Genomic DNA, 19,343 nt, shown 5'->3' on the forward strand with positions numbered 1-19,343 from the left:
GCCGCTTCCGGGGAAGAATCCAGACGAATCATCGACTTCCGACAGGAGCCAGTCATGCGCGCGGCCGTGGTCAGCAAGGGCGAATTCCAGGTCGAGGACCTCCCGACTCCCGTGCCGGGGCCGGGCCAAGTGCTCATCTCCGTCACCCGCTGCGGCATCTGCGGCTCCGACCTGCACGCCCGCCTGCACTGCGACGAACTCGCCGACTTGGCCGCCGCCACCGGCTACGACCGGTTCATGCGGTCCGAACAGCGCATCGTCATGGGGCACGAATTCACCGGGGAGATCGCGGAATACGGTCCCGGCACCCGGCGGCGCTGGAAGCCCGGCACCCCGGTGGTCGCCCTGCCGATCCTGCGCACCGGGCGGCAGCCCGAACTGACGGGGCTGTCCGCGCACGCGCCGGGCGGCTACGCCGAACAGGTCCTGATCCAGGAACCCATGACCTTCCCGGTCCCCAACGGCCTCTCCCCCGACCACGCGGCCCTCACCGAACCCATGGCCGTGGCCTGGCACGCGGTCCGCAAGAGCCGGATCACCAAGGGCCAGACCGCTTTCGTCATCGGCTGCGGGCCGATCGGCCTGGCCGTCATCTCCATGTTGAAGGCCGCGGGCGTCCACACCGTCGTCGCCAGCGACTTCTCCCCCCGCCGCCGGGAACTGGCCGCGGCCTGTGGAGCAGATGTGGTGGTCGACCCCGCCACCGAATCCCCGTGGGAGTCCACTCCGAAGAAGTCCCGCATCACGGGCGCCGCCGACATTCTCAACCTCGGCTTCGACGCCATGGAACGCCTGCGGCGCATCCCCAATATTCCGTGGTGGTACCTGTTCCGTGCGGCCCACACGCTCCAACGCGGGCCCTCCGGTCCGGTCGTCTTCGAATGCGTCGGCGTCCCCGGCATCATCGACCAGATCCTCACGGCCGCACCGCCGTTGACCCGGGTCGTGGTCGTCGGCGTGTGCATGCAGCAGGACGCGTTCCATCCCGCCACCGCGATCAACAAGGAGATCGAGCTGCGCTTCGTGCTCGGCTACGACCCCGGCGAATTCCGCGACACCCTGCACATGATCGCCGACGGCAAGGTCGACCCGTCACCGCTGATCACGGGCACCGTGGGCCTCGACGGTATCGACACCGCTTTCACCGCCCTCGCCTCCCCCGAGCACCACGCCAAGATCCTCATCGACCCGCGCAGCGACCGCACCGCGCCCTGACCGGGGACGTTATCGGCCGGGGCGCAGGGCCGGGAACGGGGTCGTCGGGGGCTCGTGGAGGATCTCCAGCAGGCCCTCGGCGCTGCGCGCGGCGGTGAGGCAGGCATTCGCTGTGAACTGATCGGCCAAGGGGTGGCGGGCCCGGTTCCGCCACTTCTGAACCGCGGCCAAGGCCGCTTCGCGCTGGGTGGGGACGTCGGTGTGGGCGGGCAGGCCCAGGCGGAGGGTGGGGGCCACGCCGGTGCCGCCGATCAGGCGGTTGAGTTCCGCGAGATCCTCCGGGGGCAAAGGGAGTTCGTCGGAGCGGAGGTGCGACAGCAGACGTAGTTCGGCGAAGCCGTGGACGTCGGCCAGCAGGGTGCGGACGCGCGGGAGCAGGGCGTCGGCCGGGGAGCCTTGGTTGGCGGCGAGAATGCGGGCCAGCGCGGTCAGTGCCGAGTGGGCCTTCAATTCGTCCGCACGCTGGGCGAATTGAACATCCAGGACGGTGCGCAGTTCGTCGAGGCCGCTGCGGCTGGAGAGTTCGGCGGCCAGCGCCTGCGAGCCGCGGACGCCCAGGCGGACCAGGGTGACGGCCAGTCGGATACCGAACAGGCCGAATCGCGCGGCCAGGTGGGCGCGGAGGTCGGCGGGGACCGGGAGGGGCAGGTCGGGGTGGGCGAAACGGTCGGCCGAGAGAAGGGCGGTGGTGAGGTCGTCGACGGGGATGGCGGCCAGCGTCTCGAAGGCGTCGTACTCCCGCTGCCGGAGGGTGGCGGCCGCGAAGGCCAGCAGACCCGCCACCGGAATCACCGACTGGCACAGGCCCGTTCGCTCCAGTTCCGTCGCGAAACGGGAGGCCACGTCGCGCGCCGAATGCAGGGCGTCGATGCGGCCCGCACCGATCTCATCGGCCCGCGACACCACGCCGACCACACCCAGTGGCCCCGAGAAACCCTGCGGCGCAACGCTACTACCGTTGTGACCGCCGCCGATCCGCTCCAGGAAATCGACATCGGCGGCGTCCAGCCGGCGCAGGAGGTAGAGCACGGCGTCGGCGGGCGGCAGCGCCGGGCCAGGGCCGCCGGGGGTCAGCAGCCGCGACGTGCGGGCCGACACCTCCCGCGACAGCGACGAGATCCCGGGGGTGTCGATGATGGTGGTCTGCGCCAGCTCGGCCGACGGCCACTCCACCGCCAGCTGATCCACCTCGCGCGGGGTCGGCGAATTCCAGCGCAGCGCCGACAGATCGAAGGTGAGACCGTGAGCGCCGGGCAGCCCCTCGGCCCCACGGCCACGGCGCACCACCACATCGGCGCGGGCGCCGTCCACGCTGTACGCGGTGACCCGGGGCGCGGTCCCATTGCGGTACCAGGTGACCAGGCGGGTGCACTCGGTGGCGTCGGTGGGCGCGATGTCCTGCCCGACCAGAGCGTTCAACAGGGTCGACTTGCCCGCCTTCAGCTGACCTGCCAGGGCCACCCGCAGCGGCTCGTCCAACCGCCGCGCGCACTCGTCCAGTTGAGCCCGTACCCGCGGCTGCTCGCCGAGCGCCCGCCGGGCCGCGGCCAGCAGCCCGCGCGTCTCCGGTACCAGCCCGTATCCGACACCGCTCGCGTCGTCCCTCATAGGCTCCCGATTCCGAAGCACACCGCACCTCCACGCATCCGCAAGGCATTCGCCGGGACACGCGGAATCGTTATCAGACCCCGCCGGGTCTCACAGCCGATTCCCAGGCCCGGGCATCGGCCCGCGCCGCCCGGGGACACGACTCCGTCCGCCACACCCTGATCTTGCCCGGCCCCGAGCGAATCCCCCGACCCGGCCTCGGTGTGCCGCACCGGCCGGCGCCGGGGCCTCCCCGTGCGCGCCAAGCCCCCTGAGGCTCGGCGCGCGCGACGGGTTCAGCGCGCGGCGGGCGGGAGCTGGGGGTGATTGCCCGGCGGCAGTGCGCCGGGCGACTCCGGGCCGAGGAGCGCGCCCGCGTGGCGGCGGAGTTCCCCCACGACGTGCAGGCGGCGTTCCAATTCGGCGGCCCGTTCGGTGCGACGCGCGGCCTCCACATTGGCGGCCTCCTGGGCGGCGCGCAGGGACTCGTCGAGGGAGCGCAGGGTGCGGTCGGCGATGGCGGTGAAATGGTCGCGCAGCAACCGGTGAATACGGTGCAGGCGGTCCTTGGTCTCCTTGCCGCTGTGGAAGGCGATGTCGTCGAGATAGCGGCGCACCGCCATCTTGGCGTCGGCGCGGCGCTTGGCCAGGCGGGCCTTCTTGTCGTCGCTGAACGCCTTGCCGCCCAGCAGAACTCCCGCGCCCAGGGAGAGCGGATTGATCAGCGCCATCCCCGCCATGGTGCCGACCATGCCCGCCATGATCACGCCGCCGTACGAGCCGCGCACGCCCACCAGCAGCTTGTGACTCAAGCCGAGATCCGGTTCCAGATCGGCGAGAGTGCAGGACCCGGTGCGGGAGTCGTCGTCGAGGGTGTCGCGGACCTCGGGCAGATCCACCGCGCCCAGATCGGCGAAATGGGTGGCGACCCGCTCGGCCAGCTTCACCGCCCGGGTGCCGGTCCACACCAGGTTGTCCCCGACCGCGGAACCGACGGTGGCCGTGAGCCATTCGTCCATGCTGTCCCAGTGCTTGCCGGGATCGTGGTCGTCGATCCAGTCCTCGGCGGTGCGGGAGATGTCCCGCAGCCGGTTGCGCAGATCGTGGTCGATATCGCCCGCCAGATCGGTGATGCCGTCGCCGAGGGTCTGCTGCCAGGCCGCGGTGTGGCGGTGCAGCTTCTCCGCCTCGGCCTTGGCGGCGTGCAGTTCCCGGATGGCGGCCGCGCCGCGCGCCGGATCCCGCAAGGCGACCAGCTCACTGCCCAACGCCAGCGCGAGATGCTCCGCGGCGGAGGAGATGTCGAGGGCGACCGCGCGTTGCATGGCCGCCTGATCCCGCGCCACCACCTGCTCCCGCAGGAACTGGAAGACCGGACCGAACCCGGACTCGCGGCCGAGCCCCTCGTCCTGCAGGCGCATGGCGTGGGAGCGCAGCACCGCCGAGACCGGCAGGATCGGCATCTCGATCTCATTGGCACGCAGGTGCTTCCGGTTCGCCTCGAACACCTGCCGCCAGTGCGGGTACAGATCGATCTTGGTGACCAGCACCGCGACGGCCGGGCACAACTCCCGCACCTGCCGCAGGAAATCCACCTCGGGATCGGTCAGCTCGGTGGAGGCGTCGGTGAGCACCAGCACGGCGTCGGCGGCCGGGGCCTGCGCGAGAACGCCTGCCGCGCCGGTGGTTCCGTGCGCGCCCAGCCCGGGCGTGTCCACCACCACGATGCCGTCGGCGAGCAGCTGACTCGGGGCCTCGAGTTCGACGCGGAGCACGGCGCGGCCCTGCGGGCCGCGGGCGGTGAGCGCGGGGACGGCCTCGAACGGCACCGCCTCCCGAGTGTTCTCGCCGCCGTCCGCGCCCGCCGCGACCACCGTCGCGCGCGGTTGCGGACCGTAGGACAGGACGGTGGCGACCGCGGTGGCGATATCGTCGGCGACCGGGCACACATCCAGATTGACCAGCGCATTGACGAATCGGCTCTTGCCCTGATTCCCCAAGCCCGCCACCAGGATCCGGCGGCGCGGATCGCGCACCTTGCCCGCCACCGTCTCCAGCCGCGCGACCAGGTCGCCGCGTTCCGCGGCCCGCGCCACCGCAATGGTCTCCGAGACCATCGTCAACAGCGGATTCGCCGCCACCATGCCTGTCACAGCTTGCTCACCGACCTGCTCCAGCCGTCCGTGTTCCGAGTGCACCTTCGAGAGACTGTCGCTGACCGCGGCGAACCCGCGGTGAGCGACCCCTCGCGTCACGAGTGCAGGATGTCGCCGACGATATCGCCGCCCGCGTGGGCCCCGAGATCCACCCCGGTGTGCGCGCCGCCGTCGCCGAACAGCGACGCGTCCGGACCGGTGGTGTGCACTCCGCCACCGAAGGCCTGCGAAACATCCACTCCGGCCCAGGGATTCGCACCCGCGCCGTGCAGCCCGGCGTCCACCGCGCCGCCGCCGTGCATCCCGGCATCCAGACCGGTCCCGACCTGGGCCCCGCCGCCGACCTGCGTCGCCCCGGTGACCCCGGTGTCGAGCCCGGCCACCGCGTTCCCGACCCCGGTCAGACCGGTGCCGAGACCCGCGCCGACCTGCGAACCCGCGCCGACCGCCGAGTGCACCCCGGCATCCAGACCGGTCCCGGCCTGGGTCCCGGCGCCAACAGCGCCGTGGAGGCCGGTGTCGAGCCCGCCCTGCACGCCGGTGCCGATTCCGGTCGCCGCACCGCCCACGCCGGAAATGCCCGTCTCCAAACCACTTCCGACCTGCGCGCCGAGCCCGGTACCCACATTCGCCGCGCTATTGAGCCCGGTCTCGAGCCCCGCACCGACCTGCGTACCCGCACCGACCGCGGTGTTCAGCCCGGCATCGAGACCGGTACCCAGCTGCGCACCAGTGTGCAGCCCGGTGTCCAGGCCCGAGCCCAGCTGCGTCCCGAGGTCCGCACCGGTTTGCAACCCGGTACCCAGGCCCGCACCCAGCTGCGTCCCGAGGTCCGCACCGGTGTGCAACCCGGCGTCGAGACCCGTACCCAGCTGCGCTCCCGTGTTCAGGCCGGTCCCGAGACCCGCGCCCAGCTGCGTGCCCGCGCCGACCGCGGTGTTCAGCCCCGCGCCGAGACCGCCGCCCAGCTGGGTGCCGAGATCCGCGCCCGCCTGGAGTCCGGCGTTCAGCCCCGCGCCCAGCTGGGTGCCGGCACCGACAGCGGTGTCGACGCCCGCGCCCAGGTTTCCGCCCAGCTGGGTGCCGAGGTCCGCGCCCGCGTGCAGGCCGGTGTCCAGGCCCGCGCCGAGCTGGGTGCCCGCGCCGAGGAGGGCGTCGGCGGTGCCGGAGAGGCCGGTCTCCAGGCCGGTGCCGAGCTGGGTGCCGAGGGCGGCACCGGTGGTCACCGCGGCATTGAGGCCGGTCTGCAGACCGGCGCCGGTGTCGAGGGCGCCGTTCAGGCCCGTCTGCAGGCCCGCGCCCGCGGTGGTGGCGGCATTGATGGCGGTGGAGAGCCCCGCGCCGAGCCCGGCCTCCAGGTCGGCGGCGGTGGTGATCGCTCCGGTCAGTCCGGTGGTGAGATCCGCGCCACCGTGGGCGACCGCGTCGAGCGCGCCCTGCAGGCCGGTTTCCAGGCCCGCGCCCGCCGCCAGGCCGCCGGTGAGGGCGGAGGTCAGGTCGGCGGCGGCCTGTGCGCCGAGGACGCCGCCCAGATTGGCTTCGACACCGGCCGCGACGTCGGCGGCCGCGCCGAGCGCACCGCCGAGTCCGGCGGTCAGGCCCGCACCGAGTCCGGCGGCCGCGTCCACGGCCGCGCCGACGCTGTTGGCGAGACCCAGCTCCAGGCCGGTGCCGACCTCGGTGCCGAGGTTGACCTGGGTGGCGGCGAGGGTGGCGGCCCCGAGGTTCAGAGCCGCGTTGTCGACGAGACCGATGCCCACGTTCGCACCGACTCCGGTGACCGCGCCCACGCCGGCGTTCGCGCCGAGACCCGCGTCCGCGCCGAGGCCGGCGTCCAGACCGGTGGCGGCGCCGAGGCCGGCGGCCCCGCCGCCCGCGGCGATGATGCTCGACAGCTGCGAACCTCCGGCAACCAGCGCGGATTCCGCCACCATCGGCGCCACGGCCGCGATGTCCTCCGGGGTCACGATGTCCAGGCCGGCGGCGGCGAGGGCCGCGCCCGGATTGGTGCAATAACTGACGGCGGCCTCGTGGTCGCGCAGCAGGTTGAGGATGAACTCGAGAATTGCGTTGGGGCTCATGATGAATCGTCTCCCTGGTGGGGCGGGCCCCGTTGACCCGCACTGCTCGAATTGACTTTCACGTTGGGAAGACGACTTGTTACGCGTGTGGGGTGAACTCCCCCGGTTTCCCCATCGATCACCTTGGGGGTCCGGCGAACATTAGGGGAATTTCCCCAAACCTGCCGGGGAATCGGTAACGAGAACCCCCCAGCAACCGACAGGCTCGGTGGGCCGCCCGGCCTAACAGAGGGTTTTCAGACATATCGGACCAAGAGCTTTCGAGCGGCACGCGCAACACCCACCGCGTGTCCGGTAATGACAGGGGAACTCGAATGAGTCAGGGGCTGGCGCTCGGCATCACGGTCGGGTCGTCGAACACGGTTGCCGTGACAACTTCGGGGGGACAGCACAAGCTCCATACCCGGCCCAGCACGCTGGGCGCGGAGACGGAGGTTCCGGAGAGTTTCCTGTCCCGGGTCGGGGATCCCGTGGACATCCGCACCCGCGACGGTTCCGTCGTCCGGGCCGCGGACCTGGTGGCGACCGCCATCGGCCGCGTGGTGACGGATATGGGCCCGGCGGGCGCCTCGGTCGCCTGCTACCCGGCCTGGTGGTCGCAGCACACCGTGGAAACGCAGCGGACCGCGCTGGACGCGGCCGGACTGGGCGAGGTCGCCCTGGTCCCGGAACCGGCGGCGGCCATGCGCTGGCTGCAGGACGTGAACGGCTCCAGCCATGACGGCGCGATGGTGGTGTACGACCTCGGAGCCACCGGACTGACCGTCTCGGTGGCCCGCACGGGCGCTATGTCGGGCCTGCTCGGCGAACCGGTCCGCAGCACCGCGGTGGCGGGTTCGGAATTCGATCTGCTGACGATGAGATATGTCCTCGCCTATGCGGTCGGCGAAAAAGATTTCGATCCTTTCGACCCGGTAGTGGAACAAGAATTGGCGGCGCTCCGGGAACGCTGCAAAATTGCGAAAGAAACTCTCTCCACAAATACCGCCACCATGGTGCCGGTACGTTTACCCATGCTCGGCGTCGCCGATGTGCGACTGGTTCGCGACGATATCGAGGAGCTGCTGCGGGGTCCGCTCCTCGGTTCGACCGACCTGGTCCGTGAGGCGCTGCGCCGTGCCGGACTGACCGCCGCCGATCTGGACGGCTTCCTGCTCATCGGCGGCGGCGCGAGCATCCCGCTGGTAACCGAGCTGTTGTCCACCGAGTTCGGCGTCCCGGTCGCGGCCGCCGCCGACCCGGCCCACCTGAGCGCGCACGGCGCGGCCCTGCTGGCCGCCGACCTGCTCGCCGACATCACCGAGACCGAGGCCCACCCGGCCATCGCGATCGGCGGCCCGACCTACGCCGAGGCCGACGGCAGCACCGCACTCATTCCGCCCCGGACCGCCGCGGGCATGCCCCGCCGCATCGGCGGCGGCTCCCTACCCGAATCCGCCGACGCCGCCCCGGCGGCGGCCGCCGGACTCGAGACGACGGAACCCGCCGCGGCTCCGCGTATTCCGCTGCTGCCCGAACTGCCCGTCGAGGAACCCCGGAGCGGCTTCCGGCACTGGAAGCGGCTGGCCGTGTTCGGCGCGGCCGCCATCGCGGTGGCCGCCGTGGCGACCGGCACGCTGGCCATGGGCACCGGCGACCGGTCCACCCCCGCGAATCCCGCGGGGACGCCGACCCCTTCGACCTCGGCGGTGGCCCTGGACAAGGCCGCGCCGAACGGCGGGGCCACCCCCTCCGGCGCGCCCGCCGCGACCGTGCCGGGCAGTCCGATCGCCGCGGTGAACTCGCCCCAGCAGCCCGGCGCCACCCAGCCGGGCGGCGCCCAGCCCGGCACACCGGCCTCCGGCGCCCCCGTGGGCGCTCCGGCCGCCCCGGGCGGCCAGTCGGATACCCCTGCCCAGCAACAGAATCCGGTGCCGGAGCAGTCGCCGCAGACCCAGCAGGCGCAGCCGCAACCCGCACCGCAGACCCAGCCGCAGCCCGCCCCGGCGCAGCAGCAGCCGCCGGTGCAGACCATGCAGTTGCCGCAGCCTCCCGTGCCCGCCCCCGTGCAGGTGCCGGCGCCCCAGCTCCCGACGGGAGCCTTGAACAACGCCGTCGACGGACTCGGGAAAATTCCCGGTACGCACGGCTGAGAGTTGGTTCCTCGTGACAGGCGTTACCCCAGTCGCGCTCGATTCACTTCCGGGCGCGCGAGAGATATTCCGGGACTTGGATTCCGGCGATTCCGGCGCGGTGCTGTACCTCATCCGCGGCCGTTCCGGCACCGGTAAGTCCACCCTGCTGGGCGCGATCCGGGCGCGGCTACGCGCCCGCGGCGTCGCGCTCACCGACCATCCGGCACAGGCCCCGCGTCCCGGCGGCGCGGAGACCGGCCGCCCCCGGACCGCCCTGGTCGTCGACGACGCGCACACCCTCGGCGCGGCCGAGTTCGATCTGCTCCGCGCCGCGGCCGAATCCGGGGAGTACCCGGTCGTCATCGCGCTGCGGTCGCGGCCGCACGACGCCCGGCTGCGCGGGCTCACCGATCTGGTGGCCCGCCGCGGCCGCGTGATCGATCTGCGCGCCCTGGGTGCGACCGAGATCGCCCCGTTCGCACGGGAATTGGGCATGATGGTGCCGCGTGGCCTGGCCCAGCACATCCATCGCCAGACCGGCGGCATCCACGGCGGCGTGGTGGCCGCCCTGACCGCCGCCTGCGCGACCCGCCTGGACGCGGGCGTGACGGCCGTCGATCAAGCGGTGACCGCGTGGGCCCGGACCCGGCTCGACGACTCCGACCCGGACCTGCTCGACGCCCTGGTGGTGGCCGCCATCGGCGCGGGCCTGGACACCGGCGAACTGACCGAGGTCCTCGACCTCTCCCCCGCCGACGCCCAGAGCCTGGTGGACCGGGCCCGGGGCAGCGCCCTGGTCACCGATGCCGATCTCCTGCTGGCCCCGGCGGTCGCGCCGCTGCGCACCCTCGTCGGCGACCGCCGTTTCCTGACCGTCGCCCGCCGGCTGCTGCACGCCCGCCTGGAGGCCGGACTGCTGCGCGACCACACCGCGCTGCTGCTCGCCGAATCCGGACTCCGCGACGAGCGGCTGGCCGCGTTCCTGTGCGCCGCCGCGGAACGCGCCGGTGACGAGGCCGTCCGCTACTACGCGTCAGCGGCCGCCGCCGGTGCGGACCCGGAGGCGCTGGCGGTCCGCTGGGCCGACGCCGCGGCCCGCAGCGGCGACGGCGACACCGCGCTGCGCCTGGCCGAGCCCAGCCTGGCGAATCCGGCGATCCCGCTCGCCGATCTGGCCGTCGCGGTCCGTGTCTGCGCGGGCGTCTGGACCCGGCGCGGTCTGGCGGATCGAGCGGCGCAGCTCTACACGTGGCTCGGGCCCGCCCGGGTGGGCGCGGACTGGGCGGTGGCGGCCACCGTGCTGTACCTGTCCGGCGATGTCCGAGGCGCCCGGGCCCTCTCGGTCAATGCCGGGCAGTGGCCGCCCACCGAGGCGACCTCACGGGCCGCGTCCATCGCGCATGCCCTGTCCGATTCGATCGGATCGCCCGGAGCCCAGCCGGCCCACCGCCCCGGTGCCGCGCAGCGCGGAGTGACCGCGTCCGGAACGCTCGGCGGCGGGCGTTCCGGGACCGGACAACCGTCGCCCGGCGCGGCCGGCAACGGTCGCACCGGAACCGAATACTCCTCGGCGCCCGCGTCTTTCCACCGCCCTGCGCCGGGGACCGACCCGGCCCGCGGCGCGCACGACGGGGTCGCCGGGCGCAACGGCGGACCCGGCGGTGCGGGTGCGCTCGCCGCCGGTGACCACCGCGGCCACACCGTCACGGGCGCCCGACCGCATTCGCCGGCGCAGGTCAGCGACTTCGGAACCGCCTCGGCCCCAACCGGTTTCACCGCGGAGATGCGGGCTGTCCCCCCGGCGACCCTCGCCGGGCAGCGTTTCGCCAATCCGGCGCAGGCTCGCCGCGGTGCGGCCGTGTCGGCGGCGTCGGCGCTGATCCACGCGGCGCACTCCGGTCCGGCCCCGGCCGACGACGGCGGCGATCGCTTCCTGCCGTGCTCGGCGGTGTCGATCGCGGTGCTGCTGTGCCTGAGCATGGGTGACCCCCGCCGCGCCGCCGACGCCCTGCGCGGCGCGAGCCCCACGCCGCAGAGCCTGGTGCTCGGCGCCTGGGTGGCCATGCTGGGCGGCGACGAGCATTCGGCCGCCACCCTCATGTCGGAAGTGCCGGTGGCGGAACTGGATCCGCGTGATCGCCTGCTCGCGCACGGCGTGATCGTCGGCCTGGCCCGCCGCAGCGGCGACCACGCCGCGCTGGCCCTGGCCTGGCAGCAGGCCTACCCGCTGTTCGACGAGGTCGGCGCGGACCTGCTGGCGCTGCTGCCCATCGGCGAACTGTGGCTGGCCGGCATCCGTTTGCGCGACGAGGCGCGGATGACCGCCCTGGTGACCGGCGCCGACGAACTGCTGCGCCGCCTCGGCGAACCGCCGGTCTGGTCGAATGCCTTCCACTGGTACGCGATTCAGGCCGCCATCGCCCAGGAGAGCCCGGAAGCGCTGCTGCCGCACGCCCATCGGCTGAAGACGGCCGCCTCGGCGGGCGATCCGCAGGCCGCCGTGCTGGCCGACGCGGGCCGCACCTGGGTGCTGGTGCTGCGCGGACAGGTGGTGCGGGATCGGGTCGAGGGCGCGGTGGCGCGACTGGCCGGGCTCGGCCTGCGCTGGGACGCCGCCCGTCTGGCCAGTGAGGCCGCGCTGGCGGCGAGCGACGCCGCCACCGCGACCGCCCTGCTGAAGCTGGCCCGCACGGTGCGGGCGCAGTCCCGGCCGCCGGAATCGCCGGTCCGGGTGCCCGAGCCCGCGGCCCCGCAGGCACGCCCGGAACCGGTCACCGATACCGTGCTGAGCGAACGCGAACGCGAGGTGGCCGAACTGGTGCTCCTGGGTTTGACGTACCGGGAGATCGGGGCCCGGCTCTACATCTCGGCCAAAACCGTGGAACATCACGTGGCCCGGATGAGACGTCGAATCGGTGCGGGGTCGCGTTCGGAGTTATTGTCAATGCTCCGCGCCATGGGTCACGGTTCACTCCTGGTCTGATCCGGGCGCGGAGAGACCGGACGCACCGAGTGAGGTAACGAGAATGGCCACTGGCGTGGGCCTGCGGATCGCGGACGACGAATCCGTCGTAGCCGTGGTGACCGGCGACGACGCCACGCTCCCGGTGCATTACACCGTGCGTGAATCGGTGCTGCACATGTCCGACGACGGGGACGCCGTGCTGGGCGGGGACGCGCCGGAGGGCTATTCGCACTCCATTCGCGGCTTCGTCGGCGCGGTCGGCGACCCGGCCGGGCTGGCGGTGGACGACGGGGAGGCGTACCGGGCCGAGGACCTGATGGCCACGGCGGTGTTCTGCCTGATCAGTCAGGCCGCCGAACACCTCAACGGGCCCGCCGAATTCTATCTCGCACACCCGACCGGCTGGACCGACCCGCACGTGCGCTCGCTGCGCGAGGCCCTGGACTACCTGGGCCTGAAGTCGGTGGTGCTGGTCAGTGAGCGCGACCTACCGCAGGCGGACGCGGAGACCGGCAAGACCCTCGCCTACAACGCGGCCCGTGCGGCCCTGGCGGCGGTGCTGTCCACACCGGCCGGGCTGACCCCGCCCGATGCCACCGCGTCCGCCGTGAACGCCGCCGACGTCACCGATGTGCTGCCCGCGCTGAAGTCGTCCGAGCCGCTGGCGCAGGCCTATTCGGCCGCGGTCGCGGCGGTTCCGGCCGCCACCGCCGCCGAGCCGGTGGTCACCCGATCGATTCCGGCGGCCGCGGTCACGCACGCGCCCCGTGCTTCCCGGGGCCCGTACATCATCGCCGGGGCGGCCGCGCTGATCGGTTTGCTGCTCGTTGGCGTCGGAGTGGCGGCGGTGTTGCGCCAGGACGACTCCACCCCCGGCCCGCCGCGCGGCGAGGTCCGCAACGAACCGGACGCCACCGCGGGAGTGGCGCCGCCGCTGCTACCGCCCACCGGTTCGCTGCATCCGACCGCGGCCGCGCCCGTCGATCCGGCCGACGCCCCGGTGACCTCCGAGGCGCCGACCACGACGACGCCGCCGCCGACCACCACCACTCCGGAGCCGACGACCACCCTGCCGCCGGTTCCGGCGACCACGGTGCCGACCACCACCCGCCCGTATCCGCCGATCTATCAGATCCCGCCGGTACCGACATTCGGCCTGCCGCCTGCTCCGGTGCTGCAGGACCCGTGGGGACAGAGTCAGCGCTGATTTCGTAGCGACCATCCGAGGTTTGTGCCCTAAAGTGGTGCGCTGACCGACCTTCCGGAAGGTAACCCGGGAACCTTTCACCGCCGAAGCCGGTCTGCTGGTGCACTACGAAGGGACTCCATGCGCAAGTTCATGGCGCGCCGCGCCGCGGTCCGAGCAGCCACCGTCGCCGTTGCCTCGACCGTTCTCATCGGGCCCCTTCTGAGCACCGCCACGGCAGACCCGGCCTCCCCGGATCAGCTTGCCGCCGAGAGCCTTCCGGCCGAACTGGTGACCGCCATCCAGCGCGATCTGAAGATGACTCCGGCCGAATACCTGGACCGCGCGGCCAAGGCCCAGCAGTTGCGGGACTACGCCAGCGAATTCCGCACCCAGCGCCCCGACGACTTCGCCGGCGCCTGGATCGGGACCGACGGCAAGCCGGTGCTGGCCGTCACCTCCCTCGACGCCGCCAAGGTCGCCGCGGCCGCCGGGTACCAGACCCGGCTGGCCCCGATCAGCGCGGACGGCCTGGAGAACTCGGTCGATCAGCTGAACCAGTGGATCACCACGCTGCCGCGGGAGATCTCGGGCGCGATCAATTCGGTGGCCATCGACTTCCTCAACAGCCAGCTGGTGCTCAGCGTCGCCAACACCCCGGGCGGCCATTTGCTGAATCTGCCCACCCTGATCGCCAATATCAAGGTGATCCTGTCGCCGAACTCCGGCGGCCCGGTGGAGCGGCGGCCGATGGGCGGCGACACCTACATCACCGCGCCGACTCCGCTCGACACCTCGCTGCACGGGGTGGATGTGTGCTCGTTCGGATTCAACAGCGTCGATTCCGCGGGCAATGCGCTGAACATCAGCGCGGGGCATTGCAATCCGAATGTGGACAAGGGCACCAGCGCCGAGGTGTACCTGCCGAATGTCAAAAACCTGTTGTCCAGTCCGAAGGTCGGCACTTTCGTCACCTCGAACCTGGGCGGCAGCAGCGCACTGGACTATTCGGTCATCAAGCTCAATGACGACGCGGTGAAGGCGGGCATGGATCAGCCGTCGGTGCGCGGCGCCAACGGCACCACTCTCACCATTACCGGTGTGGCCGACCCGATCACCGGCGCGCCGGTCTGCAAGTCGGGCCAGTCGTCCACGTTCACCTGCGGTTTCGTGGTGGCGGACCGGGTCGAGACCCAGCTCTACACCACCGAGGGCAATTCGAAGACGATCCGCGGCTTCGCCTCCAGCGCCTGCACCCTGGGCGGTGACAGCGGCGGCGCCATCGTCACCGGCACCCTGGCGCTGGGCATCACCAGCGGTTCCAACGCGGCGGACGCACCGAACTGCAACGAGGCCAACACGCAGCTCGCGCAGTACGGCGGCACCGCGTCGCTGGGCATCCCGCTGCGCCCGATTCTGAACGAAATCGACGCCAATTCGGGCGGCGGCGTCGGCAGCGGAATTCAGGTGCGGACTCGCTCGCACACGTGAGTGATTCACTCCGTCAGCGATTCACGCCGAGTGACGGATTCGCGGCCCGGTGCGACGGGCCGCGAAAATCGGACATCCCCCGCATTGGGGGTCAATCTCCCATGCCTGCCGTTTGCTCGGCGAATACCGAAACGTCATCTGGCAATAAGTAGGCATAACGGGCCGGACACCATATAGTCGGGGCCATGCTCCTGCCACGTATGCGCGCCTCCATGCCTGCCGCGGGCCGACGCCCGCGGTCCCTTGTCCGAACTGCGGCGATCGCGGCCACCGCGGTTCTCGTCGCCGGACCCTTGGCGGCGAGCGCACACGCGGAGCCCGAGACCCCCGCGACCCCGAACCTGCCGGCCGAGCTGATCACCGCGATCACCCGCGACCTCAAGATCTCCCCGCAGGACTACCTGAACCGCGCCGACGTCGCGCAGAAGGTGGCCACCTTCGCCACCACCGCGCAGCGCCAGTTCCCGGATGTCTTCGGTGGCGCCTGGCTGGACGAGACCGGCAAGGCGATCGTGGCGCTCGCCCCCGGCGACGCGCACGAGCAGGCTCGCAAGGCCGTGCAGGACGCCGGTTTCACCGCCAAGGACGTCGCCAAGAGCGAGACCACCCTGCGCGGCGAGAAGAACGCCTTCCAGCAGTGGCTCAAGGACCAGCCGGAGTCGGTGTCCAAGTCGATCCGTGGCGTGGCCGTCGACACCCTGAACAACAGCATCGCGGTCCGCGTGGACAAGGCCGACATCCCGCTGCCCGGTTTCGTGGACCCGGCGCGCGTCATCGTCATGACCGCCCCGCCGGTCGGCGGCGAGGGCCAGGACGTCCCGAAGGCCGCGGAGATCGCCGGAGCCGGCCCGCGCACCATGGCCGCCGGTGACGCGTTCGCCTCGGTGGCCGGTCGCATGTCGCTGCGCTGCTCGCTGGGCTTCAACGGCGTGGACGGCAACGGCAATGTCGTGAACATCACCGCGGGCCACTGCAACCCGAACATCCCCGCCACCGGCGGCGCCAACTCCCCCGGCGTGTTCCAGCTGGCCGGCGAGAGCATGGGCCCGCAGATGGGCTCGTTCCAGAAGTCGGTGCTGGGCAACCAGGACTACTCGATCGTCGGCATCAACGACCAGTTCCGGGACAGCTTCTCCAACCCGCTGGTGAGCGTTCCGAACGCGGCCCCGATCACCGTCACCGGTGTGGCCGTCCCGGTGGTCGGCGCCCCGGTCTGCAAGTCGGGCGCGCGCGCCGGCTTCAGCTGCGGCGTGGTGAACGCCGTCGACCAGACCGTCCAGGTCGGCGACCGCCTGCTCACCCAGTCGTTCTCGTCGAATATCTGCGCCCTGCCCGGTGATTCGGGCGGCCCGCTGGTGACCGGCACCCTGGCGCTGGGCATCTCCAGCGCCTCCTCGGTCGCCGACTACCCGATCTGCGAGATCCCGAACCTGATCGGTCTGATCACTGGCAACACCCCGCAGCTGTTCGCGCAGCCGATCAGCACGGTGCTCTCCGACAACCCGGGTCTGCGGGTGCGCACCAGCTAGGCACAGCGTCCTCGGAAAGGCCGGTAGCTCAACCGCTACCGGCCTTTTCGCTTTCTCTGGTACCCGGGGGGCAGCGGTGGGGCGGTGGGTAAGCAGTGGGACGGGAGTGATCGGGCGTGGTCGCGGCCCGGCCGGTTCGGGCATCCTGGAGCTATGTGTTTGGCGTTGCTCGGCTGGCGGGCTCATCCGGACTACCGGTTGATCCTGGCCGCCAATCGGGACGAGTTCTTCACCCGCCCAACGGAATCGCTGCGCCGCTGGGACGAGGTGCCGGGCCTGCTCGCGGGCCGGGATCAGGGTGCGGCCGGTCCGGTGCCCGGCACCTGGCTGGGCGTGCTGCCCGACCGGCACCGCTTCGCCACGGTCACCAATGTGCGACTACCCGGCGAGTTCCGCACCGACGTTCGCTCCCGCGGCGCGCTGCTGATGGATTTCCTGCGCGGCGACGCGGTACCGGAGAAGTTCGCGCGCGGCATCGCGGCCGCCCCCGACGACTACAACGGCTTCAATCTGCTGGTCTCGGATCTGGAAACGCTGTGGTGGCACAGTAATCGGAGCGAGGGCGGCCCCCGGGAACTGCCGCCCGGCTTCCACGGCGTCTCCAATAACGCACTGGTCGGTTCGCTGACACCGGACGGCACGGTCGTCACCGACACCGATGCCTCCGTGTGGCCGAAAGTCCGCAATGGCGTGCGCGCGCTGGCCGCGGTACCGCCGGGCGATGTCGCGGGCTATCTCGGAGTGCTGGCCGACCGCACCGCGGCCCCCGCCGCCGAACTGCCCCGCACCGGCCTCGACCGGCTCACCGAACGCTCCGCCTCGGCGCGTTTCGTCAACCATCCCGTGCACGGAACCCGCTGCAGCACAGTCCTTCTGGTGCGCGAGGACGGCCGCTACGTGATGACCGAGCGCACCTTCGCCCGCTTCGGCCGCCGCCGCGACACCGTGGTGCTCGAGGGCCGGATGGACCTCCCCGCCTGAAAAAGCACCAGGCCCGCCTCCGACGAGCGAGGCGGGCCTGGTGTTCGAACCTGCCGGGGCGATGCCCCGGCGACGTCACTAGTTCGGGGTGACCTGCTGCTGGGCAGCGGGAGCCCACTTGGTGGTGCCGTCCGGCGCCTGCATGGTGTTCAGCAGGTCGATACCGGCCGCGACCAGGGTCGGGCCACCCGCGGCGATGGTGCCGAGGATGCCGCCGATGCCGGCGCCCGCGACCAGACCCGGCACGCAGCCGGCGACGATGGTCACAACGCAGCCGATGATCGCGCCGAGGGCGGTGCCCACGAAGCTGCCGATGCCCAGCGCGAGGCTGAACTGGGTGGAGAAGTAGCTCATCGCCTTCTGGTTCTCGTCAGAGGAGGCGATCGGCTTGGCGGAGGCGACCGGCGCGGCGGCCAGCACCTGGGTGCCGGGGTTGAAGTCGGCCGGCTTCTCCGGAACGACCTCGAGCACCTTGCCGTCTTCCTTGACCTCGGACTTGACCGGGATCTGGGTGCCCGCCGCGGTGTAGGACAGCGGGAACGAGATCACGACCGCGCCCTGCTGGTCCTTGACGTTCACCACAGTCTGCTTCGGGTCCTCGGGCGTCGCGCCGTCCTGCTGCGCGAGTTCGAAGGTGCCGTTCTTCAGGGTGGAGACGATCGTCTTGCCGTCGACCAGCTTGGTGGAGTAGTTGATTCCAGCAGGCTGTGCGGGAGCGTTGTCGGCGTGTGCGGTCGTCATCCCGATGGTCATTGCGCCGATGACCAGGGCAGCAGCCGCAGTGGTACTGCGAAGCTTCATTCGATTGGTTTCCAATCCGTCATGAGGTATATCCGCTGCGCGCTCTTCGCCACGCGAGGCCCGGCTTCCCTCGGGCCATGCCTCTACGCGCTAGGACGAGTCCTCCCCGAGCATGTGAAGACGCGCACAGCTGTCGGACAGCGTGAGCCTAGTCGATCACATTACGATTTGCGAGATCGGTTTCTTTCTGCACGCCACCATGTTTGGAAGTAAGCCTGCCCTTGGTTAAGGGCGTGATTTGCCGGGATTTACGGTGTGGGAAACCCTGGACAACTAAGTTACCGACGAGTAACTTACCGTCCATTAGGATACGAGCAACTCGAGGCGTACCAGGCTGCCTCGCGAAACGCTCGTAGAACCGTAAGAGAGGTCGCGACATGAATGCCCTGACAGTGACACTGGGCACGCTTGGGGCGGTGTTCACAGTCTTCTGTTGGGCATCGTTCATCGGAGGCGTGCGAAATATCGTGCGCACCGTCATGGTCGGGCAGTCCGCGCCCGATCGCTGGCGGCCGTTCTTCCCACGCTTCAAGACCATGTTCGTGGAGTTCCTCGCGCACACGCGCATGAACAAGTTCCGCACGGTCGGCTGGGCGCACTGGCTGGTCATGATCGGCTTCCTCGCCGGGTTCATCCTGTGGTTCGAGGCCTACGGTCAGACCTTCGACCCCGAATTCCATTGGCCCATCATCGGTTCCTGGGGCATCTACCACCTGGTGGACGAATTCCTCGGCATCGGAACCGTGGTCGGCATCATCGTGCTGATCGTGATCCGCCAGCTGAACCACCCGCGCGTTCCGGCGCGGCTGTCGCGCTTCAGCGGCTCGAAGTTCGCGCCCGCCTATGTGATCGAGTCCATCGTCCTCGTCGAGGGTCTGGGCATGGTCTTCGTGAAGGCCGGCAAGATCGCGACCTACCACGAGTCCCACACCTGGAGCGACTTCTTCACCGAGCAGGTCGCCAAGCTGCTGCCCGAGTCGATCGCCATGGTGTCGATCTTCGCGTTCATCAAGCTCTGCTCCGGCGCGCTGTTCCTGCTGCTGGTCGGCCGCAATGTCACCTGGGGTGTCGCATGGCACCGTTTCGCCGCGTTCCCGAACATCTACTTCAAGCGTGAGGACGACGGCGACGTCGCCCTGGGCGCGGCCAAGCCGATGATGTCCAACGGCAAGGCGATCGAGATGGAGACCGCCGATCCGGACAACGACACCTTCGGTGTCGGCAAGTTCGAGGACTT

The 19,343-nt window shown here is 71.2% G+C and carries 11 protein-coding genes and 1 pseudogene; 8 read left to right on the top strand and 4 right to left on the bottom strand.

All coding sequences use genetic code 11. The features are described from left to right. Positions 1 to 54 precede the first annotated feature (54 nt). On the top strand, positions 55 to 1,215 hold the full coding sequence (locus tag ABZ412_RS26330; protein WP_357284951.1) for a zinc-binding dehydrogenase: 1,161 nt from the start codon (positions 55 to 57) through the stop codon (positions 1,213 to 1,215). A 9-nt stretch (positions 1,216 to 1,224) separates the two neighbouring features. Here ABZ412_RS26330 and ABZ412_RS26335 read toward each other — a convergent pair whose 3' ends face one another. From ABZ412_RS26335 to ABZ412_RS26345, 3 genes are all read right to left on the bottom strand, one after another. Next, on the bottom strand, positions 1,225 to 2,823 hold the full coding sequence (locus ABZ412_RS26335; protein ID WP_357284954.1) for a dynamin family protein: 1,599 nt from the start codon (positions 2,821 to 2,823) through the stop codon (positions 1,225 to 1,227). A gap of 275 nt (positions 2,824 to 3,098) precedes the next feature. Continuing rightward, a complete protein-coding gene (locus ABZ412_RS26340; RefSeq protein WP_357284990.1) occupies positions 3,099 to 4,946 on the bottom strand; it encodes a dynamin family protein in 1,848 nt (615 codons plus the stop codon). Positions 4,947 to 5,053: 107 nt separating this feature from the next. Beyond that, a complete protein-coding gene (locus tag ABZ412_RS26345) occupies positions 5,054 to 7,039 on the bottom strand; it encodes an IniB N-terminal domain-containing protein (RefSeq protein WP_357284956.1) in 1,986 nt (661 codons plus the stop codon). A gap of 314 nt (positions 7,040 to 7,353) precedes the next feature. Between ABZ412_RS26345 and ABZ412_RS26350 the strand changes: the two genes are divergently transcribed. From ABZ412_RS26350 to ABZ412_RS26375, 6 genes are all read left to right on the top strand, one after another. Continuing rightward, positions 7,354 to 9,171 carry an Hsp70 family protein gene (locus ABZ412_RS26350; RefSeq protein WP_357284958.1) on the top strand — a complete coding sequence of 606 codons (1,818 nt, stop codon included), beginning with the start codon at positions 7,354 to 7,356 and terminating at the stop codon, positions 9,169 to 9,171. Positions 9,172 to 9,247: 76 nt separating this feature from the next. Then, on the top strand, positions 9,248 to 12,136 hold the full coding sequence (locus tag ABZ412_RS26355) for a LuxR C-terminal-related transcriptional regulator (RefSeq protein ID WP_357284961.1): 2,889 nt from the start codon (positions 9,248 to 9,250) through the stop codon (positions 12,134 to 12,136). 43 nt (positions 12,137 to 12,179) lie between these two features. Continuing rightward, on the top strand, positions 12,180 to 13,325 hold the full coding sequence (locus tag ABZ412_RS26360) for a hypothetical protein (RefSeq protein WP_357284964.1): 1,146 nt from the start codon (positions 12,180 to 12,182) through the stop codon (positions 13,323 to 13,325). A 120-nt stretch (positions 13,326 to 13,445) separates the two neighbouring features. Then, positions 13,446 to 14,795, top strand: coding sequence for a S1 family peptidase (locus ABZ412_RS26365; protein ID WP_357284966.1), 1,350 nt, complete (start codon positions 13,446 to 13,448; stop codon positions 14,793 to 14,795). 185 nt (positions 14,796 to 14,980) lie between these two features. Beyond that, entirely contained in the window at positions 14,981 to 16,324 is a 1,344-nt protein-coding gene (locus ABZ412_RS26370) for a S1 family peptidase (protein ID WP_357284969.1), read from the top strand. 153 nt (positions 16,325 to 16,477) lie between these two features. Further along, positions 16,478 to 17,305 carry an NRDE family protein gene (locus ABZ412_RS26375; protein ID WP_357284972.1) on the top strand — a complete coding sequence of 276 codons (828 nt, stop codon included), beginning with the start codon at positions 16,478 to 16,480 and terminating at the stop codon, positions 17,303 to 17,305. Positions 17,306 to 17,383: 78 nt separating this feature from the next. Here the strand turns inward: ABZ412_RS26375 and ABZ412_RS26380 are convergent, their stop codons facing one another. Beyond that, complete coding sequence (locus tag ABZ412_RS26380) at positions 17,384 to 18,106, bottom strand: hypothetical protein (protein WP_357284974.1); 723 nt, start codon at positions 18,104 to 18,106, stop codon at positions 17,384 to 17,386. A 377-nt stretch (positions 18,107 to 18,483) separates the two neighbouring features. Between ABZ412_RS26380 and ABZ412_RS26385 the strand changes: the two are divergent. Beyond that, positions 18,484 to 19,343: pseudogene (locus tag ABZ412_RS26385) on the top strand (Fe-S oxidoreductase); the annotation flags it as partial.

Origin of the sequence: Nocardia sp. NPDC005746, assembly GCF_040630785.1 — a bacterium.
Lineage (GTDB): Bacteria > Actinomycetota > Actinomycetes > Mycobacteriales > Mycobacteriaceae > Nocardia.